24 protein-coding genes and 1 riboswitch are annotated in these 25,124 nt (G+C 71.1%); of the genes, 16 read left to right on the plus strand and 8 right to left on the minus strand.

Features of this window, described 5'->3' with window-relative positions:
• The first annotated feature begins 62 nt into the window (after nucleotides 1–62).
• The 4 genes from AC0693_RS26800 to AC0693_RS26815 all read left to right on the plus strand — a co-directional run bounded on the left by AC0693_RS26800 (nucleotide 63) and on the right by AC0693_RS26815 (nucleotide 3,952).
• Nucleotides 63–830: an enoyl-CoA hydratase/isomerase family protein gene (locus AC0693_RS26800; RefSeq protein ID WP_469317926.1), complete on the plus strand. Its 768-nt coding sequence runs from the start codon at nucleotides 63–65 to the stop codon at nucleotides 828–830.
• A gap of 264 nt (nucleotides 831–1,094) precedes the next feature.
• Nucleotides 1,095–1,598, plus strand: coding sequence for an ATP-binding protein (locus tag AC0693_RS26805; protein WP_356414560.1), 504 nt, complete (start codon nucleotides 1,095–1,097; stop codon nucleotides 1,596–1,598).
• Between the two features lie 390 nt (nucleotides 1,599–1,988).
• Nucleotides 1,989–2,768, plus strand: a complete 780-nt coding sequence (locus AC0693_RS26810; protein WP_356414557.1) for a polysaccharide deacetylase family protein — start codon at nucleotides 1,989–1,991, stop codon at nucleotides 2,766–2,768.
• Complete coding sequence (locus AC0693_RS26815; protein ID WP_469317927.1) at nucleotides 2,765–3,952, plus strand: YncE family protein; 1,188 nt, start codon at nucleotides 2,765–2,767, stop codon at nucleotides 3,950–3,952. Before AC0693_RS26810 ends, AC0693_RS26815 begins: the two co-directional genes overlap by 4 nt.
• A 98-nt stretch (nucleotides 3,953–4,050) precedes the next feature.
• Here the strand turns inward: AC0693_RS26815 and AC0693_RS26820 are convergent, their stop codons facing one another.
• Together AC0693_RS26820 and AC0693_RS26825 are read right to left on the minus strand one after the other, a co-directional pair.
• Nucleotides 4,051–5,283 (minus strand): cytochrome P450, encoded by a 1,233-nt coding sequence (locus AC0693_RS26820; protein ID WP_469332516.1) that lies wholly within the window; start codon nucleotides 5,281–5,283, stop codon nucleotides 4,051–4,053.
• Complete coding sequence (locus tag AC0693_RS26825; RefSeq protein ID WP_356414548.1) at nucleotides 5,264–6,025, minus strand: tRNA-dependent cyclodipeptide synthase; 762 nt, start codon at nucleotides 6,023–6,025, stop codon at nucleotides 5,264–5,266. The genes AC0693_RS26820 and AC0693_RS26825 overlap by 20 nt, the downstream gene beginning before the upstream one ends.
• Before the next feature lie 252 nt (nucleotides 6,026–6,277).
• On the opposite strand from AC0693_RS26825, the gene AC0693_RS26830 reads away from it, so the two are divergent.
• The gene (locus AC0693_RS26830; RefSeq protein ID WP_356414545.1) at nucleotides 6,278–6,490 is read left to right on the plus strand and encodes an EF-hand domain-containing protein; all 213 of its coding nucleotides are present in this window, start codon (nucleotides 6,278–6,280) and stop codon (nucleotides 6,488–6,490) included.
• Between the two features lie 81 nt (nucleotides 6,491–6,571).
• Here AC0693_RS26830 and AC0693_RS26835 read toward each other — a convergent pair whose 3' ends face one another.
• The 6 genes from AC0693_RS26835 to gcvT form a co-directional block, all read right to left on the minus strand.
• A complete protein-coding gene (locus AC0693_RS26835) occupies nucleotides 6,572–7,138 on the minus strand; it encodes a PadR family transcriptional regulator (protein ID WP_478803102.1) in 567 nt (188 codons plus the stop codon).
• 52 nt (nucleotides 7,139–7,190) lie between these two features.
• Entirely contained in the window at nucleotides 7,191–7,748 is a 558-nt protein-coding gene (locus AC0693_RS26840) for an AMIN-like domain-containing (lipo)protein (protein ID WP_478803103.1), read from the minus strand.
• A 127-nt stretch (nucleotides 7,749–7,875) separates the two neighbouring features.
• On the minus strand, nucleotides 7,876–9,258 hold the full coding sequence (locus AC0693_RS26845; protein WP_356414537.1) for an L-serine ammonia-lyase: 1,383 nt from the start codon (nucleotides 9,256–9,258) through the stop codon (nucleotides 7,876–7,878).
• A gap of 238 nt (nucleotides 9,259–9,496) precedes the next feature.
• Nucleotides 9,497–10,753, minus strand: a complete 1,257-nt coding sequence (gene glyA, locus AC0693_RS26850) for a serine hydroxymethyltransferase (RefSeq protein WP_478803104.1) — start codon at nucleotides 10,751–10,753, stop codon at nucleotides 9,497–9,499.
• Between the two features lie 17 nt (nucleotides 10,754–10,770).
• The gene (gcvH, locus tag AC0693_RS26855) at nucleotides 10,771–11,154 is read right to left on the minus strand and encodes a glycine cleavage system protein GcvH (protein ID WP_356414531.1); all 384 of its coding nucleotides are present in this window, start codon (nucleotides 11,152–11,154) and stop codon (nucleotides 10,771–10,773) included.
• Between the two features lie 127 nt (nucleotides 11,155–11,281).
• Nucleotides 11,282–12,397 carry a glycine cleavage system aminomethyltransferase GcvT gene (gene gcvT / locus AC0693_RS26860; protein WP_478803105.1) on the minus strand — a complete coding sequence of 372 codons (1,116 nt, stop codon included), beginning with the start codon at nucleotides 12,395–12,397 and terminating at the stop codon, nucleotides 11,282–11,284.
• 194 nt (nucleotides 12,398–12,591) lie between these two features.
• A riboswitch (glycine riboswitch) is annotated at nucleotides 12,592–12,692 on the minus strand.
• Nucleotides 12,693–12,936: 244 nt separating this feature from the next.
• Here gcvT and AC0693_RS26865 point away from each other — a divergent pair.
• From AC0693_RS26865 to AC0693_RS26915, 11 genes are all read left to right on the plus strand, one after another.
• Nucleotides 12,937–13,632: an AAA family ATPase gene (locus tag AC0693_RS26865; RefSeq protein WP_478803187.1), complete on the plus strand. Its 696-nt coding sequence runs from the start codon at nucleotides 12,937–12,939 to the stop codon at nucleotides 13,630–13,632.
• Nucleotides 13,633–13,693: 61 nt separating this feature from the next.
• Nucleotides 13,694–14,428: an enhanced serine sensitivity protein SseB gene (locus tag AC0693_RS26870; protein ID WP_356414524.1), complete on the plus strand. Its 735-nt coding sequence runs from the start codon at nucleotides 13,694–13,696 to the stop codon at nucleotides 14,426–14,428.
• An 82-nt stretch (nucleotides 14,429–14,510) separates the two neighbouring features.
• Entirely contained in the window at nucleotides 14,511–15,251 is a 741-nt protein-coding gene (locus AC0693_RS26875; protein WP_356414521.1) for an enhanced serine sensitivity protein SseB C-terminal domain-containing protein, read from the plus strand.
• A gap of 528 nt (nucleotides 15,252–15,779) precedes the next feature.
• Nucleotides 15,780–16,772 carry an ABC transporter permease gene (locus AC0693_RS26880; protein ID WP_356414518.1) on the plus strand — a complete coding sequence of 331 codons (993 nt, stop codon included), beginning with the start codon at nucleotides 15,780–15,782 and terminating at the stop codon, nucleotides 16,770–16,772.
• A gap of 24 nt (nucleotides 16,773–16,796) precedes the next feature.
• Nucleotides 16,797–18,587 carry an ABC transporter substrate-binding protein gene (locus AC0693_RS26885; protein WP_356414515.1) on the plus strand — a complete coding sequence of 597 codons (1,791 nt, stop codon included), beginning with the start codon at nucleotides 16,797–16,799 and terminating at the stop codon, nucleotides 18,585–18,587.
• A gap of 117 nt (nucleotides 18,588–18,704) precedes the next feature.
• On the plus strand, nucleotides 18,705–19,706 hold the full coding sequence (locus AC0693_RS26890; RefSeq protein ID WP_356414593.1) for an ABC transporter permease: 1,002 nt from the start codon (nucleotides 18,705–18,707) through the stop codon (nucleotides 19,704–19,706).
• The gene (locus AC0693_RS26895) at nucleotides 19,703–20,788 is read left to right on the plus strand and encodes an ABC transporter ATP-binding protein (protein WP_356414512.1); all 1,086 of its coding nucleotides are present in this window, start codon (nucleotides 19,703–19,705) and stop codon (nucleotides 20,786–20,788) included. The genes AC0693_RS26890 and AC0693_RS26895 overlap by 4 nt, the downstream gene beginning before the upstream one ends.
• A 14-nt stretch (nucleotides 20,789–20,802) precedes the next feature.
• Nucleotides 20,803–21,858 (plus strand): ABC transporter ATP-binding protein, encoded by a 1,056-nt coding sequence (locus AC0693_RS26900; protein WP_356414590.1) that lies wholly within the window; start codon nucleotides 20,803–20,805, stop codon nucleotides 21,856–21,858.
• Nucleotides 21,859–22,005: 147 nt separating this feature from the next.
• Nucleotides 22,006–22,662, plus strand: coding sequence for a trimeric intracellular cation channel family protein (locus AC0693_RS26905; RefSeq protein ID WP_356414509.1), 657 nt, complete (start codon nucleotides 22,006–22,008; stop codon nucleotides 22,660–22,662).
• A 45-nt stretch (nucleotides 22,663–22,707) separates the two neighbouring features.
• Nucleotides 22,708–23,571, plus strand: a complete 864-nt coding sequence (locus tag AC0693_RS26910) for a thioesterase family protein (protein ID WP_478737056.1) — start codon at nucleotides 22,708–22,710, stop codon at nucleotides 23,569–23,571.
• Between the two features lie 373 nt (nucleotides 23,572–23,944).
• Nucleotides 23,945–25,108, plus strand: coding sequence for a cysteine desulfurase family protein (locus tag AC0693_RS26915; RefSeq protein WP_469317934.1), 1,164 nt, complete (start codon nucleotides 23,945–23,947; stop codon nucleotides 25,106–25,108).
• Nucleotides 25,109–25,124: the final 16 nt, after the last annotated feature.

Below are 25,124 nucleotides of genomic sequence, written 5' to 3' on the forward strand. Positions count from 1 at the left end.
GCCCGGTGCTGTGATCCACGGCACCGGGCCACTCCCCGTTAACCCCCGCTAACCTTCGCCGTATGACCCTCACTCTCGAAGTCTCGGCAGGCGTCGGCACCATCCGCCTGGACCGTCCGCCCATGAACGCCCTGGACATCGCCACCCAGGACCGCCTGCGCGAGCTGGCGGCCGAGGCGACGGACCGCGCGGACGTGCGCGCGGTGATCCTCTACGGCGGCGAGAAGGTGTTCGCCGCGGGCGCCGACATCAAGGAGATGCAGGTGATGGACCACGCGGCGATGATCGCCCGGTCCCGCGCCCTGCAGGACTCCTTCACCGCCGTCGCGCGGATCCCCAAGCCCGTCGTCGCGGCCGTCACCGGCTACGCCCTGGGCGGCGGCTGCGAGCTGGCGCTGTGCGCGGACTACCGGATCGCCGCCGACAACGCCAAGCTCGGCCAGCCCGAGATCCTGCTCGGCCTGATCCCGGGCGCGGGCGGCACCCAGCGGCTGTCCCGGCTGATCGGCCCCTCCAAGGCCAAGGACCTGATCTTCACCGGGCGGATGGTGAAGGCCGAAGAGGCCCTGGTGCTGGGCCTGGTGGACCGCGTGGTGCCCGCCGCCGAGGTGTACGAGCAGGCGCACGCCTGGGCCGCCAAGCTCGCCCAGGGTCCGGCGATCGCCCTGCGCGCCGCCAAGGAGTGCGTGGACGCCGGCCTGGAGGCGGACATCGACACCGGCCTGACCATCGAACGCAACTGGTTCGCGGGGCTGTTCGCGACCGAGGACCGCGAGCGCGGCATGCGCAGCTTCGTCGAGGAGGGCCCGGGCAAGGCCACGTTCCGCTGAGCACGCGGGCCGCGGTGGGGGGCGCCCGGTACGGCGTCCTCCCTGCGGGTGGATTAGCCAGGCCTTAAGGGAACCTTAAGAACCTGTGGAGATCGACTCTGGGTGATGATCTCGCAGCGGTAAGTCATCGCAGGTGGGGAGCGTGTAACCACGCTCCGCTTGCCGTCGGCATATGACGGGACGCCCTCCGGAATGAAGCATTCCGAGGGGGCGTTTTCGCGCGGAACCCCACCGGGGGAGGGCTCGGCCCTTCATGATGGACGCATGGCGGGCCTGGAGGGTGTGGAACAGCCGCGGCAGCGCAGCAGCGCTCCCGCCGTACGACCGACGGCGGCTCTGGAGGACGAACAGGGCCTGAAAGCAGTGGAGTTGTACGGCAGCCCGGCCGACGGGGAGGTGACCCTGCCCTCGCTCCCGGAGTCCGCGGCCCTCGCCCGCCGGCTCACCCAGCATGTGGCGTCCCGGCTCTGGGCACTGTCCCCGCAGACGGCCGAGCACGCCGTGCTGCTCGTCTCCGAACTCGTGGGCAACGCGGTCCGGCACACCGGCGCCCGCTCCTTCGGTCTGCGGATGCTGCGCCGCCGCGGCTGGATCCGGATCGAGGTGCGCGACCCCTCGCGCGGGCTGCCCTGCCTGATGCCCGTGCACGAGCTGGACACCACGGGCCGCGGGCTCTTCCTGGTCGACAAGCTCTCGGACCGCTGGGGCGCCGACCTCTTACCGCGGGGCAAGACCACCTGGTTCGAGATGCGCGTCCTCGACCGCTGAGGCCGCGAACCGCTCCCGGCAACGCAGAAGCCCCCTGTCGCCGTAGTGCGGCGCTTCGGGGGCTTCATGGGTGAGCCGAGGATCGAAGGGGGTGTGATCCTCGGCTGCGACTTCGCTCGGGTCAATGGGGAAGCCGTGGTTCCGACTATGGCAGACGAGGGGCCGAACGCCAAAACCCCCAACTCGGACATAAGTGTGTATATCCTAAGACTTTCTATCTAAATCCTAGGTGAGGTGGGCCACTCGCCTCGTAATCAGTGAATAAATATCGACCGCTCCGCGTGAATCGTTGATCACATAGCGGACAGTCCCCCGTCGGGCCCGCTTCGGTCACCATCCCGAATTGGGTCAATCATTACCTATCCGGCCAATCACCCCTTAAATGGGCAGGTGCTCTGTTACCCAGACCGTCGTACGGCCCTGCGCGCCGGAGCGGCGGTCGCCGCCGGGGCCCTCACCGCCGCCTGCGGGACGGGCCGCCCGGCCGCCCCGCCCGCGGCCCCGCCCCCCGCCACCCGACCGGCCGCCGCGCACGCCCCGGCCCCCGCCCCCCGCCGGTTCCCCGGGCAGCCCGTCGAGATCGTCCACGGGGCCCGGGACAGCCCGGCGGTGGCGCTCACCTTCCACGGGAACGGCGAGCCCGCCATCGCCCGCGCGGTCCTCGCGGAGGCGGAGAAGGCCGGGGCGCGGGTGACCGTACTCGCCATCGGCAGCTGGCTCGACGCCCACCCGGAGCTGGCCCGCCGGATCCTGGACGGAGGGCACGAACTCGGCAACCACACCCAGCGCCACCTCGCGATCAACGCCCTGCCCGAGGCGGAGGCGTACGCCGAGATCACCGGGTGCGCGCAGCGGCTCAAGCGGCTCACCGGGTCCATCGGCACCTGGTTCCGCCCCTCCCAGACCCAGTACGCCAGCCCCCTGGTGCGCACCCTGGCCCAGCGGGCGGGATACCCGCACGTCCTCTCCTACGACGTGGACTCCCTCGACTTCACCTCACCCGGCGCCGCGGCCGTCATCCGCAACGTCACCGGGCCGATCCTCGGCGGATCGGTGGTGAGCCTGCACTTCGGCTACGCGGACACGGTCGACGCGCTGCCACCCCTCCTCGAAGACCTCGCGCGCCGCAAACTGCGCGCGGTGACCACCACGGAGCTGCTGACCTCATGACGACCCACCGCCTTCCCCGGAAAGCCACCGTGCTGCTCGCCGCACTGGCCCTCACCGCCCTGGCGGGCTGCGGAGCGGCCGACAAGGGCGAGCCCGAGGCGCTCGGCTCCCGCGGGCCGGCCCGCCCCGTGAAGGCCGTTCCGGCCGCCCCGCCCGGACTGGCCGGAATGCCGCCGCTCCTCGCGCCCGACGACGTCTACGCGGCCGATCGGCCGAACCAGCTCTCGCCCGTCGTCAAGAACTTCCCCTCCCGCGTCTACGTGCCGAACACCAGCTCCAACACGGTGTCCGTCATCGACCCGGCGACGTACAAGGTGATCGAGACCATCCCGGTCGGCGCCCAGCCGCAGCACGTCGTGCCCTCCTGGGACCTGAAGACCCTGTGGGTGAACAACAACCGGGGCCACACGCTCACCCCGATCGACCCCGCCACCGGGGAGGCGGGCAAGCCCGTCGAGGTGCACGACCCGTACAACCTCTACTTCACGCCGAACGGCAAGTACGCCATCGTCATGGCCTCGATGGACAAGGAGCTGGTCTTCCGCGATCCGCACACCATGGACCGCGTCAAAACCGTCCCGGTGACCTGCTTCGGGGTCAATCACGCCGACTTCTCGGCGGACGGCCGGTACTTCATCGTCTCCTGCGAGTTCTCCGGTGAACTCCTCAAGGTCGACACCGAGAAGATGGAGGTCATCGGCCAGCAGAAACTGCCTTTCGAGGGCGCGATGCCGCAGGACGTCAAGGTCTCCCCGGACGGAAAGACCTTCTACGTCGCGGACATGATGGCGCACGGCGTGTGGGTCCTCGGCGGCGACGCCTTCGACACCCCCAAGCTGCTGCCCACCGGAAAGGGCTGCCACGGCCTGTACGTGAGCCGTGACTCCAGGGAGATGTACATCTCCAACCGCGGCGAGGGCAGCATCTCGGTCTTCGACTTCAAGCAGAACCGGCTGACCAAGAAGTGGGACCTACCCGACGGCGGCAGCCCCGACATGGGCGGCGTCTCCGCCGACGGCAAGGTGCTGTGGCTCTCGGGCCGCTACAACTCCGAGGTCTACGCGATCGACACGGCCGACGGCCACCAGCTCGCCCGCATCCCGGTCGGCAGCGGCCCGCACGGCCTGGCCGTCTACCCGCAGCCCGGCCGCTACTCGCTCGGGCACACCGGCATCTTCCGCTGATCCGGCGCCGCCCGGCAGGACCGGGCGGGGCGGCGGTGCGGCATGACGGTGCCCCGGGGATCCGCCGATCCCCGGGGCACCGTCACGTCCCGCAGCGGCTACCAGGCGACCGGCAGCCGCTCCGGAAGCCGCTTGATGAAGCCCGTGCGCCACACCAGGTTCTCGGCCGGCACCGCGAGGCGCAGCGTCGGCAGGCGGTCGACCAGCACCGACAGCGCGATCTCGGCATGGGCGCGGCCCAGCGCGGAGGCCGGGCAGAAGTGCCGCCCCGCGCCGAAGGCCAGGTGGGCGTTGGGCGAGTCCCGCTCCAGGTCCAGCTCCTCGGGGCGCTCGAAGGCCTCCGGGTCGAAGTTCGCGCCCTCCAGCAGGACGAGGACCAGCTCGCCCTCCCTGACCAGCACGTCCCCCAGCCGCACGTCCGCCAGGGCGATCCGCGGCAGACCGTCCCCGACCGACAGGTTCCAGCGCAGCAGCTCGTCCACCGCCTTGCCCATGCGCTCCGGGTGGGCGCGCAGATAGCCGATCAGTTCGGGCCGCTGGAGCAGCGCGAGGACCGCGAGCACCAGGAAGGCCGAGGTGGAGACCGCGCCCGCGCCGAAGAGCGAGACGGCCACCGTCGCGAACATGTCGTCGCTCAGGTGCGCCGACTCCGGGTCGGCCTCCCTCAGCTCCGCGAACCGGCCGAGGAGCCCCGTACGCTCCTCGGCGGGCAGCGCGAGCTGCGCGCGCAGTGCGTCGGCGAAGTACCCGACGTCCTTGTACCAGTTGAGGGCCGAGTCGGCGAAGGGTTCGCGCGCGGTCATGAACGCGACGTCCAGCCCCGACATCAGCCGCCGCCGGTCCGCAAAGGGCACGCCCAGCACCTGGCAGTGCAGCGCCGCCGAGAAGGGGTCGGCGAACCCCGCCCGGAGGTCGGCCGGACCGCCTTCGGCGACGAGCCGGTCGATCAGCTCGTCGGCGGTGGCGGCCAGCCAGTCCTGGAGTCCCTTCTGGCGCGGGTTGAGCGCCTTCATGACGGCGTTGCGCAGCCCTGCGCTGTTGATGTTGCCCATGTTGTCGACGACCTCGGGGGGGATCGTCAACGCGTATTGGCGGGGCGCCCCGGCGTTCGCGGTGTCCTTGAGGCTGAAGCGCTCGTCCTCCAGGACCTGCTTGGCCAGGGCGTAGCTGCTCACCAGCCAGGCCGGGTCGCCCGTGAGGGTACGGACCCGGGCGACCGGGGCCTTCTCGCGCAGCCATCCGCACTCCTCGGGCAGCACGTCCCCGCGCCGGGAGAGGGGGAAGTCGAGGACCGCCGCGTCCTGCGTGCCCTCAAGCTGCTCGACGCTCATCGACGGTCCCTTCGGTCGGTGCGGTGTGTGCGCTGTGCGTGGTGCTCGGGACGGCCTCGGGCCGCACGACGGCGCAGGCCTGGTTGCGGGTCGCCCGCAGGCCCCCGCCGCGTGCGTAGAGGACATCGGTCAGCGGCATCTTGACGTGGTAGGCCGCGACGGAGGACGGCACTCCGAGAATGCTCGGGGTGTCGAGGAAGAACGGCAGTTCCGCGGCCATGTAGTCGAAACAGACCCGCAACTGCTCATCGGTGATGGATTCGCCCTCGGCGAGCTTCGAGCCGACGAAGTGGAGTGCCATTTCCTCGCACCCCTTGCGGAATTCATCATCCGTTTCAAGAAAATGCAGCACGCGTCGGTGCAGCAGCTCGTATACCGGGTTGCCCTGGAATTCGGAGAGTGCCCTCACCCGGATCTCGGCGTCCTGGGGGCCGGATTCCGCGACGCCTTTCAGGATCCGTCGCCGGACCGCCTTGATCTCCTTGGCGGCACGCTTGCCCGCGTGCTCCGCGGTGTAGCCGAAGGCGGCGAACATCCGGTCCACGTGGAGGTCCGCGTAGACGAAGTCGACCTGCGCGAAGCGGGTCGTGGCCCATCGGGAGAGGCTGCTGATGCGCTCGGCGGTGAAGTAGCTGTTACCAGGACTCACGCCGATCAGCACATGGTCGCCGTCTTCCCAGATGTGGCGGCACGTACGGGTGAAGGGCAGAACTTCGAATGATGCGTCAACTGTGATCGTCACCTGTGTGATCGCCCTTGTGCCGCTTGTCCCTGGGAGCCCTGCGCTCCTGGTGTGGCGGCAATGCCGGTACGTTATGCCGTGATCCCGGAGCGTGACAAGTGGGGGCTTGATTTCTTGGCCGGAATTATTGCTTCCGCCGTACTCCGGGGTAATCGCATTTCTATCGACCGCTCGATCGGGCCCCCCGGCGGGAGACCGCTCCCGGGGCCGCTACCCTGAGCCGGTCAACAAGCACCAAGAAGGGGTGGACCCATGGCGGACATCGAGAGCGCGCGGGCGACGTTCGGCCGCTTCGACGCGGACGGCGACGGCTTCGTCACGGCCGACGAGTACAGCGCGGCCATGAAGGCGATGGGTGACGCGTACGTCACCGGTGCGGTCGCTGACGCGATCGTCGCGAGCAAGGACGCCAACAAGGACGGCCTGCTGAGCTTCGACGAGTTCTGGGCCTCCCTGAACAAGTAGTCCCGCACCCGCCTCCGCCCCACTGCCGGGGCGGAGGCGCGTCAGCCGCGGCAGGGACCCGTCCCGGCGGCCCAGCACCCCTCAGCCGCCGTCCGGCGCCTCCCGCGGCGGGTCGGCCAGCCGGTCGACCTCGGCCACGGCCTCCTCCAGCCAGCGCAGCCAGAACGTCTCCAGGCCGAGCCCGCCGTGCAGCACCAGCCGCCGCAGCCGGTCCTCGTCGGCGTCCCGGCCCGGCGGGAAGTCCCGCTGCTCGATGGCCTCGTACTCCGCCAGCTGCCGCCGGTGCAGTTCCAGGTGGCGCCGCAGCTCCGGCCCCAGCCCGCACACCCCGACGACCCCGGCCGCCCGGACCCGCAGCAGCAGGGGATCCCGGATGGGCTTGGGATCCTGGCTCTCCCCGACCCAGCGCGCCAGCTCGGCGCTCCCGGCGGCCATGACCTCGTACTCCTTGCGCCGGCCGCGTACGGGCTGCTCGCCGGGCAGCGCCCGGATCAGCCCCGTCTCCTCCAGCCGCCCCAGCTCCCGGTAAATCTGCTGGTGCGTGGCCGACCAGAAGTACCCGATCGACTTGTCGAAGCGCCGGGTCAGTTCCAGCCCCGACGAGGGCTTCTCCAGCAGCGCGGTGAGAATGGCATGCGGCAGCGACATGCGGCCATCCTAGGTTCGCACGTCGCTGCCGGTCGCCCGAGGTGAACGCCCCTCAGCAGGTGTTCGGGTGGGCGATGTCGACCACGAAGCGCTCCGGGGAGTGCAGCGTGGAGGTGGTGAACTGCGGCGCGGTGTCGAAGGCGGCGCCGAGGGAGACGTACCCCTCGAAGTCACCGGTGAAGGCCAGGCCCTTGAGCTTGGGGAGGTAGATCTTCTGCAGCTTCGGGCCGGTGTAGACGGACTGCCCGGCCTCGTCGTGCGCGGCGGCCGGGTGCAGCCGGATCGCCAGGAAGTACGAACCGGCGAGCGGGACCGGCTTGCCCGAGCCGTCGTAGACCAGCTCGGAGACGGGCGTGACGGTGACCCCGGGGACGGAGCCCTGGAGGTCGATGACGATCCGGTCGTAGGTGCAGTGACCGCCCCAGCGGGCGTTGGTCACGAGCGTCGTCGTCGCGGCGGATGCCGAGGCCGGGACGGCCAGGCCGAACCCGGCGGTGAGCAGGACCCCGGCGGTGACGGCGCAGAGCCGCCGCCGGTGGGCGGAGCCGGGGCGGGCGCCGCCCCGGACGGAGCGTATGAGGTGGTGGATGCGGTTGAGGTGATGGCGCATGACGTCCCCCGATTCTTCGGATGTGGGGACAGTAGTGTCACTGGTGAAGACACGCCATACGGCCTCGCGGTTGCATCCGCCGCGCGTCCGGGGAGGGGCGCCGGCTCGGCGCCCCTCCCCGGACCGGTCAGCACTCGATGACGTTGACCGCGAGACCGCCGCGCGCGGTCTCCTTGTACTTCACCTTCATGTCGGCGCCGGTCTCCTTCATGGTCTTGATGACCTTGTCCAGGGAGACCTTGTGGGTGCCGTCGCCGCGCATCGCCATCTTCGCCGCGGTGACCGCCTTGACGGCCGCCATGCCGTTGCGCTCGATGCAGGGGATCTGCACCAGGCCGCCGACCGGGTCGCAGGTCAGCCCGAGGTTGTGCTCCATGCCGATCTCGGCCGCGTTCTCCACCTGCTCCGGGGTGCCGCCCAGCACCTCGGCGAGGGCGCCCGCCGCCATCGAGCAGGCCGAGCCGACCTCGCCCTGGCAGCCGACCTCGGCGCCGGAGATCGAGGCGTTCTCCTTGAACAGCATGCCGATCGCGCCGGCCGACAGGAGGAAGCGGACCACGCCGTCCTCGTCCGCGCCCGGCACGAAGTTCATGTAGTAGTGCAGGACCGCCGGGATGATGCCCGCGGCGCCGTTGGTGGGCGCGGTGACGACCCGGCCGCCCGCCGCGTTCTCCTCGTTGACGGCCATCGCGTACAGCGTCGCCCACTCCATGGCGTGCGCCTGCGGGTCGCCCTCGGCGCGCAGCTGGCGCGCGGTGCCCGCGGCGCGGCGCTTGACCCGCAGGCCGCCCGGCAGGATGCCCTCGCGGGACATGCCGCGCGCGACGCAGGCCTGCATGACGCGCCAGATCTCCAGGAGGCCCTCGCGGATCTCCTCCTCCGTGCGCCAGGCCTTCTCGTTCTCCAGCATCATCGAGGAGATCGACAGGCCGCTCTCCTTGGCGAGGCGCAGCATCTCGTCACCGGAGCGGAAGGGGTACTTCAGCACGGTGTCGTCGAGCTTGATCCGGTCCTCGCCGACCGCGTCCTCGTCCACGACGAAGCCGCCGCCGACCGAGTAGTAGGTCTTCTCCAGCAGCGGGGTGCCGGACTCGTCGTAGGCGAAGAGGGTCATGCCGTTCGCGTGGTACGGCAGCGACCGGCGGCGGTGCAGGATCAGCTGGTTCGGCTCGTCGAAGGCGATCTCGTGGCCGTCACCTATCTCCGCGCCCAGCAGGCGCAGCCGTCCGGTCCGGCGGATGCGCTCGACCTCGTCGTCGGCGCTCTCCACGTTCACGGAGCGGGGGGAGTGGCCCTCCAGGCCCAGCAGGACCGCCTTGGGGGTGCCGTGACCGTGCCCGGTGGCGCCGAGCGAGCCGAACAGCTCGGCCCGTACGGAGGAGGTCTGGGCGAGGACACCGTCCTTCTTCAGCCGGTTCACGAACATGCGTGCGGCGCGCATCGGGCCCACCGTGTGGGAGGAGGAAGGACCGATGCCGATGGAGAAAAGGTCGAAGACGGAGATGGCCACGGTGGCGGACTCCCTTGTCTGCTCGTGGGGTGGAGGGGGCAGGAGAGGCGGATTGTTCGGATTTTGTCCGACAGCCGAGCTTAACGCGGTGAGGTGAACGGCTCAGCGGCCGGACGCGTCACCGGGGGGTCGGGCGGGCGGACGTGTGACAGCTCACGCCCCCGCCCGCCCGTCCCCCCGTTCGCACAAGAGGGCCCGGTCCTGTGGAAAACAGGCCCGGGCCCTCCGTGGGCGCTCCCTAGAGCGACGGGTACAGCGGGAACTTCGCGGCGAGCGCGGACACGCGCGCCTTGAGGTCCTCGGCGTCGAACTCCGGCTTCAGCGCGGCGGCGATGATCTCGGCCACCTCGGTGAAGTCCTCGGCGCCGAAACCGCGCGTGGCCAGGGCCGGGGTGCCGATCCGCAGGCCCGAGGTGACCATCGGAGGCCGCGGGTCGTTCGGGATGGCGTTCCGGTTGACCGTGATGCCGATCTCGTGCAGCCGGTCCTCGGCCTGCTGGCCGTCCAGCTCGGAGTCGCGCAGGTCGACCAGGACCAGGTGGACGTCCGTACCGCCGGACAGCACCGAGACGCCGACCTTGGTGACGTCCTCGCGCACCAGGCGCGCGGCGATGATCTTCGCGCCCTCCAGGGTGCGCTCCTGGCGCTCCTTGAACTCGGGCGAGGCCGCGACCTTGAAGGAGACCGCCTTGGCCGCGATCACGTGCTCCAGCGGGCCGCCCTGCTGACCCGGGAAGACCGCGGAGTTGATCTTCTTGGCCAGTTCCTGCGTGGACAGGATCACGCCGCCGCGCGGACCGCCGAGGGTCTTGTGCGTGGTGGTGGTGACGACGTGGGCGTGCGGCACCGGGTTGGGGTGCAGGCCCGCGGCGACCAGACCGGCGAAGTGCGCCATGTCGACCATCAGGTACGCGCCGACCTCGTCCGCGATGCGGCGGAAGGCGGCGAAGTCCAGCTGGCGCGGGTAGGCGGACCAGCCCGCGACGATCATCTGCGGCTTGGACTCCTTGGCGAGGCGCTCGACCTCGGCCATGTCCACGCGGCCGGTCTCGTCGACGTGGTACGGGACCACGTTGTAGAGCTTGCCGGAGAAGTTGATCTTCATGCCGTGGGTCAGGTGACCGCCGTGGGCCAGGTTCAGGCCCATGATCGTGTCGCCCGGCTTCAGCAGCGCGAACATCGCGGCCGCGTTGGCCTGCGCACCGGAGTGCGGCTGCACGTTCGCGGCCTCGGCGCCGAACAGCGCCTTGATCCGGTCGATCGCGATCTGCTCGACCACGTCGACGTGCTCGCAGCCGCCGTAGTAGCGGCGGCCGGGGTAGCCCTCGGCGTACTTGTTGGTCAGGACCGAGCCCTGGGCCTCCATGACGGCGACCGGAGCGAAGTTCTCCGACGCGATCATTTCCAGGGTGGACTGCTGGCGCACGAGCTCGGCGTCGACGGCGGCGGCGACGTCGGGGTCGAGCTCGTGCAGCGGGGTGTTGAGAACAGACATCAGGATCCCCTGGGGTGTCAGTTGTCGGAGTGGGTGAGCGCGGCGTACTCCTCGGCGGAGAGCAGGTCGGCCGGCTCGTCCGTGATGCGCACCTTGAACAGCCAGCCACCCTCGAAGGGAGCGGTGTTGACCAGCGCAGGGTCGTCCACGACGTCCTGGTTGAACTCGACGATCTCGCCCGTGACGGGGGAGTACAGGTCGCTGACCGACTTGGTCGACTCCAGCTCGCCGCAGGTCTCGCCCGCGGTCACCTGGGCGCCCGCCTCGGGCAGCTGGGCGTAGACGACGTCACCGAGCGCGTTGGCCGCGAACTCCGTGATGCCGACCGTCGCGACGCCGTCCACGGCGTCCGACAGCCACTCGTGCTCCTTGCTGTAACGCAGCTGCTGGGGGTTGCTCATGACCTGATTCTCCTGGATGCGGGGGAGTGCTGATGGACAGGGGTCTCACGGGGTGGGACGTGCGGTGCCCCGTGCGCCGACGTGTGTTCCGCGGGCTGCGCTGCGGGCTTCCCGGTGGGGGGAAGCGTCACTTCTGACGCTTGTAGAAGGGCAGGGCCACGACCTCGTACGGCTCATGCGTACCGCGAATGTCCACTCCGACGCCGGAGGTGCCCGGTGCGGCGTGCGACGCGTCGACGTACGCCATCGCGATGGGCTTGCCCAGCGTCGGGGACGGGGCGCCCGAGGTGACCTCGCCGATGACCTGGCCGTCGGCCACGACCGGGAACCCGGCGCGCGGGACGCGGCGGCCCTCGGCGATCAGGCCGACCAGCTTGCGCGGGGCGGCGGAGGCGGCGCGCTCGGCGGCGGCCTCCAGGGCGGCGCGGCCGACGAAGTCGCCCTCCTTCTCGAACTTCACGACCCGGCCCAGACCCGCGTCGAACGGGGTCAGCGCGGTCGTCAGCTCGTGCCCGTACAGCGGCATGCCCGCCTCCAGGCGCAGCGTGTCGCGGCAGGACAGACCGCACGGAATCAGGCCGGCGCCCTCGCCCGCCTTGGTCAGCGCCTGCCACAGCTCCACGGCGTGCTCGGGGGCGACGAACAGCTCGAAGCCGTCCTCACCGGTGTAACCGGTGCGCGCGATCAGCGCGGGCACCCCGGCGACCGTGCCGGGCAGACCGGCGTAGTACTTCAGCCCGTCCAGGTCGGCGTCGGTGAGCGACTTCAGGATGGCCGGGGACTGCGGTCCCTGGACCGCGAGCAGCGCGTAGGCGTCGCGGTCGTCGCGGACCTCGGCGTCGAAGCCGGCGGCGCGCTCGGTGATCGCGTCGAGGACGACCTGGGCGTTGGAGGCGTTGGCGACGACCATGAACTCGGTCTCACCGAGGCGGTAGACGATCAGGTCGTCGAGGATGCCGCCGTCCTCGCGGCAGATGTGCGTGTACCGGGCCCGGCCGACGCCCACCGTGGAGATGTTCCCGACCAGCGCGTGGTCCAGGACCTTGACGGCCTCGGGGCCGGTCAGCGTGATCTCGCCCATGTGGGACAGGTCGAACAGGCCGGCCCGGGTGCGGACGGCGTTGTGCTCGTCGCGCTCGCTGCCGTAGCGCAGCGGCATGTCCCAGCCCGCGAAGTCGGTCATGGTCGCACCGAGCGAACGGTGCAGCGCATCGAGGGCGGTCAGGCGGGGGGCAGTGCTCATGGGTGTGGCTCCCAAGGTCCCGGGGCATCGACAGGGCATCGACATGACATGACGAGGAGGATCCTCCCCATCTGTCATCGGAACCTGAGAGGTTCGCCGGGAGTTCCTCGATTCGCACCGAAGTTCCCCGACTTGCACCTTGGGTGGAGCGCGTACCGCCCAGGGGGCGGTACGGACTCGCTTTTCAGATCTGCCTCATCCACGCGGTACGGGGCCTGAGAGATTCAAGGGAGGGTCTTGCTCCTTCGGCGCCCGGGGTGCGCAGCAACTCCCGGGACTCTCCCGCGCGGATTCAAGCGGCCTTTATGCAGTTGGGTCCAGATGGCGCACATCATTGCACGGCCGGGGCCCGCATGGGCGTGCGGGCCCCGGATCGGGCCGCCGGACCCGCACCCGGTCCGACGACCCGACCGGAACCATGTCCACCGCATTACCGTCTCTTTACACTCAGGGGGCAAGGGTCCTGGTGACCCGATCCGGGGGAGGCGATCACTGTGCGCAGATTCGGTGCGGCGGCGGGGACGACGGCGGCGGGAGCGGTGGCGGCGCGGGTGCCGGGAGCGCGTGCGGCGGCGGGCGGCGCGGCGGGCCGGCCGGAGCGCCGACCGCGGGACACCGCCGGCCCCGGACCCGCGGCCCGCGCGGCCGTACGGGACCTGCGCGGCCGGGGCCCGGTCCGCGGCGGCCCGGCCCGCCTCCGCTTCGCCGAGGGCGACATCGTCGTCGTGTCCGGCCTGCCCGGCGGCGGCAAGAGCACCCTCATCAAGCGCGCCGTCGCGGGCGGCGGCATCGACTCCCAGGACGCCCGCGAGCGCTGGGAGCACCGGATGCCCCGCGCGCTGCCCTACGCCGCCTACCGGCCCCTGGTGCGCGCCGCGCACTACTGGGGGCTGTGGCGCGTGCTGCGCTCGGGGGACTCCGCCGTCGTCCACGACTGCGGCACGCAGACCTGGGTCCGGGCGCTGCTCGCCGGGGCCGCCCGCCGCCGCGGCCGCGACCTGCACCTGGTGCTGCTCGACGCCACCGCCGAGGAGGCCCTGGCCGGGCAGGCGGCCCGGGGGCGCGGCGTGTCGGCGTACGCCTTCGCCCGGCACCGCGGCGCGGTCGCCCGGCTGGTGCGCGAGGCCGAAGCGGGCCGGCTCCCGGCGGGCTGCGCCTCCGCCGTCCTGCTCGACCGGGCGGCGGCGGCCCGGGTGACCCGGATCGGCTTCGGCGCGGGCCCCGCGACGCACTAGCCTCGGCGGTGACCGGTCCCCCGCAGTGACGGGACCGGCACGGACACGGGGAGACACGGGCATGCAGGGCAGCGGCTGGCCGGCCAACGAACTGGAAGCGGTCCTGGGTACGGCGATGGGCGACCCGGGAGCCGGGCCGCGGATCCTGGAGACCCTGGCCCGCAGCGAGGTCTGGGTACCGCTCCCCGCGGGCGGCGGCCCCGGCTCGGCGGCCCTGGACCTGCCCACCATGGACATCGGCGGCGCCGCCTACGTGCCCGTCTACAGCTCCGAGGCCCAGTTCCGGGCCTGCGTCGGCCCCGGCATGGACTTCGCCGTCGCCCCCGCCGTCGCGTTCGCCCGCGGCCTGCCCCCGCAGCTCGGCATCGCCGTGAACCCCGAGGGCGCCGTCGGCGTCCCGCTGCCGCCGCCCGCGGTGGCCCTGCTCTGCCGCGCCGGGCGCAGCCCCCTGGACGGCACGGCCGCCGGCGGCCGGGTCCGCCTGTACGAGCCCGACTGGCAGCAGGACCCGGTGGACTTCCTGGCCGCCGCGGCCGAGGAGTTCCGGGCCGACGGGGTGGTCGCCTCCGCCCACCGCTGCCTGGCGAGCGTCGAGGGCGGGGAACCGCAGCTGTACGTCGGTGTCCGCCTGACGGGATGGGAACCGGAGCACCGCAACGCCCCGATGGACGCCCTGGGGCGGGCGCTGGGACGGGTCCGGCCGCCCTGGCCGGTGCAGCTGATCCTGCTCGACGCGGTGGAGGACCCGGTGGCCGTTTGGATCCGTGAGCGCGTGCGCCCGTTCTACCTGCCGTAGTCGCGCTTAAGCTGTCCGCATGGCCCGGCCGCACGCGCGGCGGGGTGCGCGGGGACGACGGGCGGACGAGGAGGGGTACCGGGTGAGTGCGTCAGGCACGGCCGCGGCCGGACAGGTCGAGCACATGCTGCGCCAGGTGACACCCGGGCGCTACGACAGCTACGAGCAGCTCCTCCAGGGGCTGGCCGAGGGCAGGCTGTGGATGCTGCTGTGGCACGGGCAGCCCGGATCGCCGGACGCCCAGTACGGCGGCATGGAGGTCGAGGGCCTCGGGTACGCGCCGTGCGTGACCTCGCCGCAGGAGCTGGCCGCCAGCGGCTGGAACCGCGGCTACGAGGTGGTCACCGGCCGCGACGTGGCCCGCGCCCTCTACCCCGACCGCTGGGGCCTGTGGCTGAACCCGCACGCCCAGGGCGGCGGCCTCGGCATCCCCTGGGCCGACCTGCGCCGGATCGCCACCGGCCTCGACCGGATGCCGGCGGGGCCGCTGCGGCTGTCGGAGCCCTCGATCGAACTCCCGCAGTTCTACGGACTGCTCACCCAGCACGCCCACCGCACGCCCGCCGTGCGCTCGCTGCGCCGCGCCTGGGTCCAGCCGGTGATCGGGTCGCCCTACCTCGCCGTCGGCCTGGACCTCTACGACGCCTCCGCGCCCGCGCTGGAGTCGGTGCGCGAGATGATGCGCCAGTCCGTGGGGGCCGTGCCCGAGGGCGTGCCGGTGTGCACGGTCGCGCTCGCGGACGAGCACGACCCGGTCGCGATGTGGCTGCGCGCCCAGGCGCGCCCGTTCTACGACCGCGAGGGCCAGGCCCCGGCCTACTGACACGCACCGGACACCCCCCGGGCCGCACGGAACCGCGTTCCGTGCGGCCTTCGCGCTGCCCCGGCCGGTCCAGCCGCCAGTGCCCGAATAGCGCACCGGAAGCGGCAGTTGGGCTGCATGTCCGTTTGCGCACCGAACGTACGGTCTTGCTCCGCTGAGGAGTCAGTGCAGTCCGGATAGCGGGTCACGGCTCGCCACATCACGGTTGCGCATCCATTCATCTGCGGGTCTGGCGGGTGATCGAGGGCCCCATGAAGACTCCCCACCCAAGAGCCGGTCAGTCCTGCTGAACCCGGCTCGGCATCTGCATTTCACTCTGCACTTCACCTTGCACTTCCTGCGGTTCCTGCACCTCAACGCACCACGCAGCATGCGCCACCGAAGTACCGCACCGAAGCGAACGCAGTCCCACGCACCTCCCGCACTTCCCGCACCTCCCACGCTCTCCGAGCGCCACTCCGCACCAACGCCGCCACAGCGGCGGGCATGGGCCGGCTCACCCGTCGGCCGAGAGGGGTCCCCACCACGATGACGGCACCACTGCATGACACGAGCGCGGAAACACCCGCTCCCGTGTCCGTAGCCGACGTCCCAGCCAAGGCCATCGAAGGCCGCTCACCCGGCCGCATCGCCTGGATGCGGCTCAAGCGCGACAAAGTCGCGCTCACGGGCGGCATCGTCGTGCTCCTCCTGATCCTGGTGGCGGTGTTCGCGCCGCAGATCGTGAGCCTGCTGGGCCACCCGCCCAACGACTTCCACGAGGACCTGATCGACCCGAACCTGGGCACACCGATCGGCTCCTACGGCGGAATGAGCTCCGACTTCCTGCTCGGCGTCGAACCCACCAACGGGCGCGACGTGTTCAGCCGGATCGTCTACGGCGCCCGCATCTCCCTGACCGTCGCCTTCCTGGCGGCCATCGTCTCCGTGGTCCTCGGCAGCCTGCTGGGCACGCTGGCGGGCTTCCTCGGCGGCTGGATCGACGGAGTCATCAGCCGCGTCATGGACCTGCTGCTGGCCTTCCCGCAGCTGCTGTTCACCATCGCGCTCGTGTCCGTGGTGCCCAACTCCCTCTGGGGCTTCGAGGGTTCGGGCGTCCGCATGGGCGTGCTGGTCATGGTGATCGGGTTCTTCGGCTGGCCCTACATCGGCCGCATCGTGCGAGGTCAGACGATCTCGCTGCGCGAGCGCGAATACGTGGAGGCAGCCCGCAGCCTCGGCGCCGGACGGGTGTACATCCTGTTCAAGGAGCTGCTGCCGAACCTGGTCGCGCCGATCCTCGTCTACTCGACGCTGATCATCCCGACCAACATCCTCACGGAAGCGGCCCTGAGCTTCCTCGGCGCGGGCGTCAAACCGCCCACCGCGTCCTGGGGAAAGATGCTCTCCGACGCCGTCCCCATCTACCAGTTCGACCCCATGTACATGGTGGTCCCCGGGGTGACGATCTTCATCACCGTCCTGGCGTTCAACCTCTTCGGGGACGGTCTGCGCGACGCACTCGACCCCAAGGGCAACTGATCCGAGTCCTCGACTCATCCACTCATGTCATCCACTCATGGAGGTTGGACAAACGTGATCCGCAGAAAGCAGGCAATAGCGATCACCGCCGTGGTCGCAGCCCTGTCGCTGACCGCCGCGTGCGGGGGCAAGGGCGATGAAGGCTCGAAGGACAAGGCCTCGAACGGCGCGGCCTTCGACGCCGCGACCAAGGGTGTCGTCAACGCGTCCGACAAGAAGGGCGGCGAGCTGAAGCTCTGGTCGCCCCAGGACGTCGACTACCTCGACCCGGCGCGCGCCTACTACGGCTTCGTCTGGAACATCCAGCGCCTGTACATCCGCCAGCTGCTGGCCTACGACAGCAAGCCGGGCAAGGACGGCACCAAGCTGGTCCCGGACCTCGCCGAGTCGCTGCCGGTGCTGAGCAACGACGGCAAGACCTACACGCTGAAGCTCAAGGACGGCGTGAAGTTCGAGGACGGCACGCCGATCACCTCGAAGGACATCAAGTACGGCGTCGAGCGCGTCTTCGCGCAGGACGTCCTCTCGGGCGGTCCGACGTACCTGATCGACCTGCTGGACCAGGGCCAGAAGTACCCCGGCCCGTACAAGGACACCGACCCCAACAAGATGGGTCTCAAGTCCGTCCAGACGCCGGACGACAAGACGATCGTCTTCAACCTGGCGAGCGCCAACTCGGACTTCAGCTACCTGCTGGCCATGCCGTCCTCCTCGCCGGTCCCGGTGGCCAAGGACGAGGGCGCCAAGTACACCAACAAGCCCGTCTCCACGGGCCCGTACAAGATCGAGTCCTTCACCTCGGGCAAGGGCGCCACCCTCGTCCGCAACACGAACTGGGACCCGAAGACCGACAAGGTCCGCTCCGCGCTGCCGGACAAGGTCTCCTTCACGGTGACCACCAACCCGGACGACATGGACCAGCGCCTGCTCTCGGGTGACATCGACCTCGCGGTCGACGGCACCGGTGTCCAGCAGGCCGCGAAGAACAAGATCCTCCAGTCCCCGGACCTGAAGAAGAACGCGGACAACCCCTTCACGGGCTACATCCGCTACATGGCCTTCCCGCAGACGGTCGCGCCGTTCGACAACATCGAGTGCCGCAAGGCCGTCATCTACGCGGCCGACCCGAAGTCGCTGCAGACCGCCCGCGGTGGCCCGACCAGCGGTGACCTCGGCGCGAACATGCTGCCGCCGGGCGTGCCCGGAGCCGACAAGTCCTACGACCCGTGGGGCCTGACCGCCGGCAAGCCGCAGATCGACAAGGCCAAGGCCGCGCTCGCCGCCTGTGGCCAGCCCGGGGGCTTCAAGACCACCATCGCGGTGCGCAACAACCGCGCCCCGGAGGTCAAGACCGCCGAGTCGCTCCAGGCCGCGCTGAAGGCCGTGAACATCGAAGCCTCCATCGACCAGTACGACGGCAAGCTCTCCTCCTCCACGATCGGTTCGCCCGAGAACGTGAAGAAGAAGGGCTACGGCATCATCATCATGGGCTGGGGCGCCGACTACAACAGCGGCTCGGGCTTCCTCCAGCCGCTGGTGGACGGCAAGTTCATCCTGCCGAACGGCAACAACAACTACACGATGCTGAACGACCCCGAGGTCAACGGGCTGTTCCAGAAGGCCGCGGCCGCCGCGACGCCGGAGGAAGCCGCCCCGTTCTACACGGACATCAACAAGAAGATCATGGAGAAGGCGCTCTACCTTCCCATCAACTTCGACAAGGCGCTGATCTACCACAACCCGCGCCTGACGAACGTGTACTTCAACGACTCCATGGGCCGCATCGACCTCGCCACCCTCGGCGTCGTCAAGTAACAGTCGGCACGTGCCTTCACCGCACATGCGCTAGCTCGAAGGGCAGGTGAAGGCCGTTAGGCGGTGGCTGCCGTCCCCACGAGGGACGGCAGCCACCCGCCGGAGCGGCCGACTGCAGTGCTCGTCTACCTCCTCAGGCGGCTTTTCAACGTCGTCGCCACGCTGCTGGTGGTCTCCGTGGTCACCTTCGGCATCTTCTTCGCGGTGCCGAAGATCACCGGGTCCGACCCGGCGCTCATGTACGCCGGCCGCGAGACCAACGAAACCGCCTTGGCGGGCATCCGCGTGAAGATGGGCTTCGACAAGCCCATTTCCGAGCAGTACTTGCTCTTCCTCAAGGGAGTCGTGGCCGGTCGCGACTACGACTCCGGCGTCGAGCAGACGCACTGCCCCGCCCCCTGCTTCGGCTACTCCTTCAAGAGCGAGGCCCCGGTCTGGCAGCTGATGACCAGCCGCATGCCGGTCACCCTCTCGCTCGCCTCCGGAGCCGCCGTCATCTGGGTGCTCGCGGGCGTGGCCACCGGCGTGGTCTCGGCGCTCAAACGCCGCACGGCCATCGACCGAACGGTCATGGTCGGCGCGCTGGCCGGTGTCTCGCTGCCCATCTTCTTCACCGGCATGGTGGCCCCGGCCGTCCTTGTCTACGGCCTCGGCTGGCTGGACGTCTCCAACTACCGTCCGCTGAGCGAGGATCCGGCCGCCTGGCTCAACAGCATGATCCTGCCCTGGATCACCCTCGCCTTCCTCTTCGCCGCCACCTACGCCCGGATCACCCGCGCGACGATGCTGGAGGTCATGGGCGAGGACTACATCCGTACCGCCCGCGCCAAGGGCCTCACCGAGAGCGTGGTCATCCGCAAGCACGCCCTGCGGTCCACGCTCACCCCGATCGTCACGATGTTCGGCCTCGACCTCGGCGGACTCCTCGGCGGCGCGGTACTGACCGAGACGACCTTCAACTTCCAGGGTCTGGGGACGGCGGCCGTCGCCGCCATCGGCCAGGGCGACCTCCCCGTGATCATGGGGATCACCCTGCTCGCCGCGCTCTTCGTGGTGATGGCCAACCTGATCGTGGACATGCTGTACGCCGTCATCGACCCGCGCGTGAGGCTGACGTGACCGAGACCCCTTCCCTCGTACCCGAACAGGCCGGTCCCCGGGACCCCGCCCGTTCCTTCCTCTCGGTCCGCGACCTCAAGGTCCACTTCCCGACCGACGACGGCCTGGTCAAGTCCGTCGACGGGCTCTCCTTCGATCTGGAGCGCGGCAAGACGCTCGGCATCGTCGGCGAGTCCGGCTCCGGCAAGTCGGTGACCTCGCTGGCCATCATGGGCCTGCACCGCACCGGCAACGCCCGCAGCCGCCCGCACATCTCCGGTGAGGTGCTGCTGGACGGCGAGGACCTGGTCCGGGCCGACGCCGACGACGTGCGCAAGCTCCGCGGCCAGAAGATGGCGATGGTCTTCCAGGACCCGCTGTCCGCGATGCACCCGTACTACTCGGTCGGCAAGCAGATCATCGAGGCCTACCGGACCCACCAGGACGTCGACAAGAAGACGGCCCGCAAGCGCGCCGTCGAGATGCTCGACCGGGTCGGCATCCCCGAGCCGGACCAGCGGGTGGACTCCTACCCGCACGAGTTCTCCGGCGGCATGCGCCAGCGCGCGATGATCGCGATGGCCCTGGTCAACAACCCCGAACTGCTCATCGCTGACGAGCCGACGACCGCCCTCGACGTCACGGTCCAGGCGCAGATCCTCGACCTGATCCGTGACCTGCAGAAGGAGTTCGGCTCGGCCGTCATCATGATCACGCACGACCTGGGCGTGGTCGCCGAGATGGCGGACGAGATCCTCGTGATGTACGGCGGCCGCTGCGTCGAGCGCGGCACCGCGGACCAGCTGTTCTACGAGCCCCGGCACCCGTACACCTGGGGCCTGCTCGGTTCCATGCCGCGCATCGACCGGGACCAGACCGAGCGGCTCATCCCGGTCAAGGGCTCGCCGCCCAGCCTCATCAACATCCCCAGCGGCTGTGCCTTCCACCCGCGCTGCCCGTTCGCCGACGTACCCAAGGGTGGCATCACCCGCACCCAGCGGCCCGAACTGGCCCTGACCAGTGCCGGACACTGGTCCGCCTGCCACATGTCGCAGGAGGACCGGACCCGGATCTGGACCGAAGAGATTGCGCCGAAGCTGTGACCGATACGACGGACATGAAGAAGACGGCGGACGCGGCGGCGGACGGCGCCGGGCAGGCCGAGGAGCCGCTGCTCAAGGTCACCGGCCTGGTCAAGCACTTCCCCATCCACAAGGGGCTGCTGCGCCGCGAGTCCGGGGCCGTGAAGGCCGTCGACGGCATCGACTTCGACGTCCGCCGCGGTGAGACCCTCGGCGTCGTCGGCGAGTCCGGCTGCGGCAAGTCGACCATGGGCCGGCTGATCACCCGGCTGCTCGAACCCACCGGCGGCACGGTGGAGTTCGAGGGGCGGGACATCACCCACCTGGGCGTGGGGGCGATGCGGCCGTTGCGCCGCGACGTCCAGATGATCTTCCAGGACCCGTACGGCTCGCTGAACCCGCGGCACACGGTCGGCACGATCATCGGCGCCCCCTTCAAGCTCCAGGGAGTGCAGCCGCAGGGCGGGCTCAAGGCCGAGGTCCAGCGGCTGCTGTCGCTGGTGGGCCTCAACCCCGAGCACTACAACCGCTACCCGCACGAGTTCTCCGGCGGTCAGCGCCAGCGCATCGGCATCGCGCGCGCCCTGGCGCTCAAGCCGAAGCTGGTCGTCGCGGACGAGCCGGTCTCGGCGCTGGACGTCTCGATCCAGGCCCAGGTGGTGAACCTGCTGGACGACCTCCAGGAGGAGATGGGCCTCACCTACGTGATCATCGCCCACGACCTGTCGGTCATCCGGCACGTCTCGGACCGGATCGCGGTGATGTACCTCGGCAAGATCGTCGAGCTGACCGACCGCAACTCCCTGTACGCGAGCCCGATGCACCCGTACACCAAGGCGCTCCTGTCGGCCGTCCCGGTCCCGGACCCGCGCCGCCGGGGCGCCAAGAGCGGCCGCATCCTGCTCAAGGGCGACGTCCCCTCGCCGATCTCCCCGCCCAGCGGCTGCCGCTTCCACACGCGGTGCTGGAAGGCCACGGAGATCTGCGGCAAGCAGGAACCGCCCCTGGTCGCCCTGAAGCCCGGCCACCAGGTGGCCTGCCACCACCCGGAGAACGCCGACACCCCGGCGGCAGCGGAAGCCGCGGTCTGACCCGCAGGGCGGGGCCGGTCCTCCGGCCCCGCCCGGGGTATTGCAAGCCCCTCCGGCGTTCGAGGAGCGGGGTCCGGGGCGGAGCCCCGGCAGTGACCCCGCCCACGACGGCGCGGGCCGCCGCCAGGCGCCCGGCACAATGACCCCGTGCCCCATGATCTCTTCGCGCCCGGTGTCCAGCATGCCCTGGACCTCGCGGGCATCTTCGTCTTCGCCACCGCGGGCGCGCTGCTCGCCGTACGCAAGAACTTCGACGTCTTCGGCATCGCCGTCCTCGCCCTCGTCACCGCCCTCGGCGGCGGGCTGCTGCGCGACCTCGTCATCGGCGCCGTCCCGCCGGCGGCCTTCGGCGAGCTGAGCTTCTTCGTCACGCCGCTGGTCGCCGCCGCCCTGGTCTTCTTCCTGCACCCCGAGGTGCAACGGATCAACCGGGCCATCAACGTCTTCGACGCGGCGGGGCTCGGTCTGTTCTGTGTATCGGGCACGACGAAGGCCTACGAGTACGGGCTCGGGCTGACCGCCTCGGCCGCGCTCGGACTGGCGACGGCGGTCGGCGGGGGCGTGCTGCGCGACGTGCTGGTCAACGAGGTGCCGTCGCTGCTGCGGGACCGCGAAATGTACGCCGTGCCCGCCATCATCGGGGCCGCGATGGTGGCCGTCTTCATCTCGCTGGGCATGCTCAGCACCGTGACCAGCGGCATCGCCATCGTGACCACCTTCGTCCTGCGGCTGCTGGCGATGCGCTACCACTGGCGGGCGCCGCTGGCGTGGAACCGGCGCTCCTCGGTCCCGGAGGAGCCGTAGAGAGAAAAGCTACCGCTTAGTAGGGTCCGAGGTTACCCTCGTTCCATGTCTCAAGCATCAGCGTTGGCCGCCATCGGCGAGAGCGAGTTCGACCGCGACACCGCCGTCACCGAGCGCGCGGGCGAGCCCGGCGTGTACGACGCGGAACTCTCCGGCGGCTGGACGATCATCACCGCCGTCAACGGCGGCTACCTGCTCGCCCTGGTCGGACGGGCACTGTCGGCCGCCCTGCCGCACCCGGACCCCTTCACGGTGTCCGCCCACTACCTGACCTCCTCGGTCCCCGGCCCCGCCGTGATCCGCACCGAGGTCGTCCGCGCCGGGCGCACGCTCTCCACGGGTCAGGCCTCGCTGTTCCAGTACGACGAGAACGGCGCCGAGGTCGAGCGCATCCGCGTCCTCGCCTCCTACGGCGACCTCGCGGCCCTGCCGGACGACGTCCGTACGACGGCCACGCCGCCGGTGATGCCCGCGTACGCCGACTGCCTGGGCGCGGAGGCCGGTCCGGCCCCGATCCCCGGCAGCTCGGCCATCGTCGACCGCCTCCGGCTGCGGCTGGATCCGGCCACCGCGGGCTGGGCGGTCGGCGCGCCGTCGGGCAAGGGGGACATGCGGGCCTGGTTCGAGCTGGCGGACGGCCGGGACGCCGACCCGCTGTCCCTGCTGCTGGTCGTGGACGCGCTCCCGCCGACCTCCTTCGACCTCGGCCTCATCGGCTGGACCCCGACGCTGGAACTCACCACGCACGTCCGCCGCCTGCCCGCGCCGGGCCCCCTGCGGGTCGCGATCACGACGCGGAACCTGGCCGGCGGCATGCTGGAAGAGGACGCGGAGGTCTGGGACTCCGCGGACCACCTGGTAGCCCAATCCCGCCAACTGGCCCGAGCCCCCCGCGTCTCCCCTTCCTGACCCACCCGGCCGCCCCTTCCGGCCTGCCGGCCCATCCGAGCCCGCCCCAGGCTCCCGGCCATCCTGCCCGCCCGGCCGTCCCGCCCATCCCGCCGGGACGGCCCCCTCCTGCCCGCCCGGCCATCCCGCCCGGGCGGCCCACCCCAGCCCGTCCGGCGTTTGAGGACCCGCCGGAGGCCCGGCCGGCCGGCCGGCGGGGAACGAGGGGCGGGGCCCCCGGCCCGGATCCAGCCCGTCCGGCGATTGAGGACCGGCCCCGGCCCACGACAGGGGCGGGTCGGCCCGGTTTCGCCCGGTCCGCCGACCGAGGACCACGGCCGGGCCCGCCGACCCGGTCCGCACCGCGCCAGGGGACTCGTAGAATCGGGGAATCATGGCCTACCTCGACCACGCCGCCACCACGCCGATGCTGCCGGAGGCCGCCACGGCGATGACCGCGCAGTTCGCCGCGACGGGCAACGCATCCTCCCTGCACGCCGCCGGCCGCCGGGCCCGCCGTACCGTCGAGGAGGCCCGCGAGGCCTTCGCCGAGGCACTCGGCGCGCGCCCGAGCGAGGTGGTCTTCACCGCCGGCGGCACCGAGGCCGACAACCTCGCCGTCAAGGGCCTGTACTGGGCCCGCCGCGACGCCGACCCCGCCCGCACCCGCGTCCTCGCCAGCCCCGTGGAGCACCACGCCGTCCTGGACGCCGTCCACTGGCTGGGCGAACACGAGGGCGCCCGCGTCGAGTACCTCCCGGTCGACGGCCACGGCCGCGTCCACCCCGAGGCGTTCCGCGAGGCCCTCGCCCGCAACCCGGACGACGTCGCCCTCGCCACCGTCATGTGGGCCAACAACGAGATCGGCACCGTCATGCCGGTCCCCGAACTGGCCGCCATCGCGCGCGAGTTCGGCGTCCCGCTGCACTCCGACGCCGTCCAGGCCATCGGCCAGCTCGACGTCGGGTTCGCCGACAGCGGCCTCGCCGCCATGGCGGTGAGCGGCCACAAGATCGGCGGCCCCTACGGCATCGGCGCCCTGCTCCTCGGCCGCGACCAGAGCCCCGTCCCCGTCCTGCACGGCGGCGGCCAGGAGCGCCACGTCCGCTCCGGGACCCTCGACGTGCCCGCCATCGCCGCCTTCGCGGTGGCCGCCGTACTGGCCACCGAGCGCCGGGAGACCTTCGCCCGCGAGGTCGGAGCCCTGCGCGACGAGCTGATCGCGGCCGTGCGCGCGGCCGTACCGGACGCCGTCCTGGGCGGTGACCCGGACGACCGCCTCCCGGCGAACGCCCACTTCAGCTTCCCCGGCTGCGAGGGCGACTCCCTGCTCCTCCTCCTGGACGCCCAGGGCATCGAGTGCTCCACCGGTTCCGCCTGCACCGCGGGCGTGGCCCAGCCGAGCCACGTGCTGCTGGCCACCGGCACGGACCCGGACCTGGCCCGCGGCACCCTGCGCTTCTCCCTCGGCCACACCTCCACCAAGGAGGACGTCGCCGCCGTCGCGGCCGCCATCGGCCCCGCGGTCGACCGCGCCCGCACCGCCGGCCTCAGCTGAGCCGGACGCTAGGGCC

It is taken from the genome of Streptomyces sp. NPDC043876 (genome assembly GCF_056435825.1).

Excerpts from the sequence above, each read along its gene's own strand:
- AC0693_RS26800 (WP_469317926.1), top strand. The coding sequence starts at position 63 with ATGACCCTCACTCTCGAAGTCTCGGCAGGCGTCGGCACCATCCGCCTG.
- AC0693_RS26805 (WP_356414560.1), top strand. The coding sequence starts at position 1,095 with ATGGCGGGCCTGGAGGGTGTGGAACAGCCGCGGCAGCGCAGCAGCGCT.
- AC0693_RS26815 (WP_469317927.1), top strand. The coding sequence starts at position 2,765 with ATGACGACCCACCGCCTTCCCCGGAAAGCCACCGTGCTGCTCGCCGCA.
- AC0693_RS26820 (WP_469332516.1), bottom strand. The coding sequence starts at position 5,283 with ATGAGCGTCGAGCAGCTTGAGGGCACGCAGGACGCGGCGGTCCTCGAC.
- AC0693_RS26830 (WP_356414545.1), top strand. The coding sequence starts at position 6,278 with ATGGCGGACATCGAGAGCGCGCGGGCGACGTTCGGCCGCTTCGACGCG.
- AC0693_RS26835 (WP_478803102.1), bottom strand. The coding sequence starts at position 7,138 with ATGTCGCTGCCGCATGCCATTCTCACCGCGCTGCTGGAGAAGCCCTCG.
- AC0693_RS26840 (WP_478803103.1), bottom strand. The coding sequence starts at position 7,748 with ATGCGCCATCACCTCAACCGCATCCACCACCTCATACGCTCCGTCCGG.
- glyA (WP_478803104.1), bottom strand. The coding sequence starts at position 10,753 with ATGTCTGTTCTCAACACCCCGCTGCACGAGCTCGACCCCGACGTCGCC.
- gcvH (WP_356414531.1), bottom strand. The coding sequence starts at position 11,154 with ATGAGCAACCCCCAGCAGCTGCGTTACAGCAAGGAGCACGAGTGGCTG.
- gcvT (WP_478803105.1), bottom strand. The coding sequence starts at position 12,397 with ATGAGCACTGCCCCCCGCCTGACCGCCCTCGATGCGCTGCACCGTTCG.
- AC0693_RS26870 (WP_356414524.1), top strand. The coding sequence starts at position 13,694 with ATGCAGGGCAGCGGCTGGCCGGCCAACGAACTGGAAGCGGTCCTGGGT.
- AC0693_RS26880 (WP_356414518.1), top strand. The coding sequence starts at position 15,780 with ATGACGGCACCACTGCATGACACGAGCGCGGAAACACCCGCTCCCGTG.
- AC0693_RS26885 (WP_356414515.1), top strand. The coding sequence starts at position 16,797 with ATGTCATCCACTCATGGAGGTTGGACAAACGTGATCCGCAGAAAGCAG.
- AC0693_RS26900 (WP_356414590.1), top strand. The coding sequence starts at position 20,803 with ATGAAGAAGACGGCGGACGCGGCGGCGGACGGCGCCGGGCAGGCCGAG.
- AC0693_RS26910 (WP_478737056.1), top strand. The coding sequence starts at position 22,708 with ATGTCTCAAGCATCAGCGTTGGCCGCCATCGGCGAGAGCGAGTTCGAC.
- AC0693_RS26915 (WP_469317934.1), top strand. The coding sequence starts at position 23,945 with ATGGCCTACCTCGACCACGCCGCCACCACGCCGATGCTGCCGGAGGCC.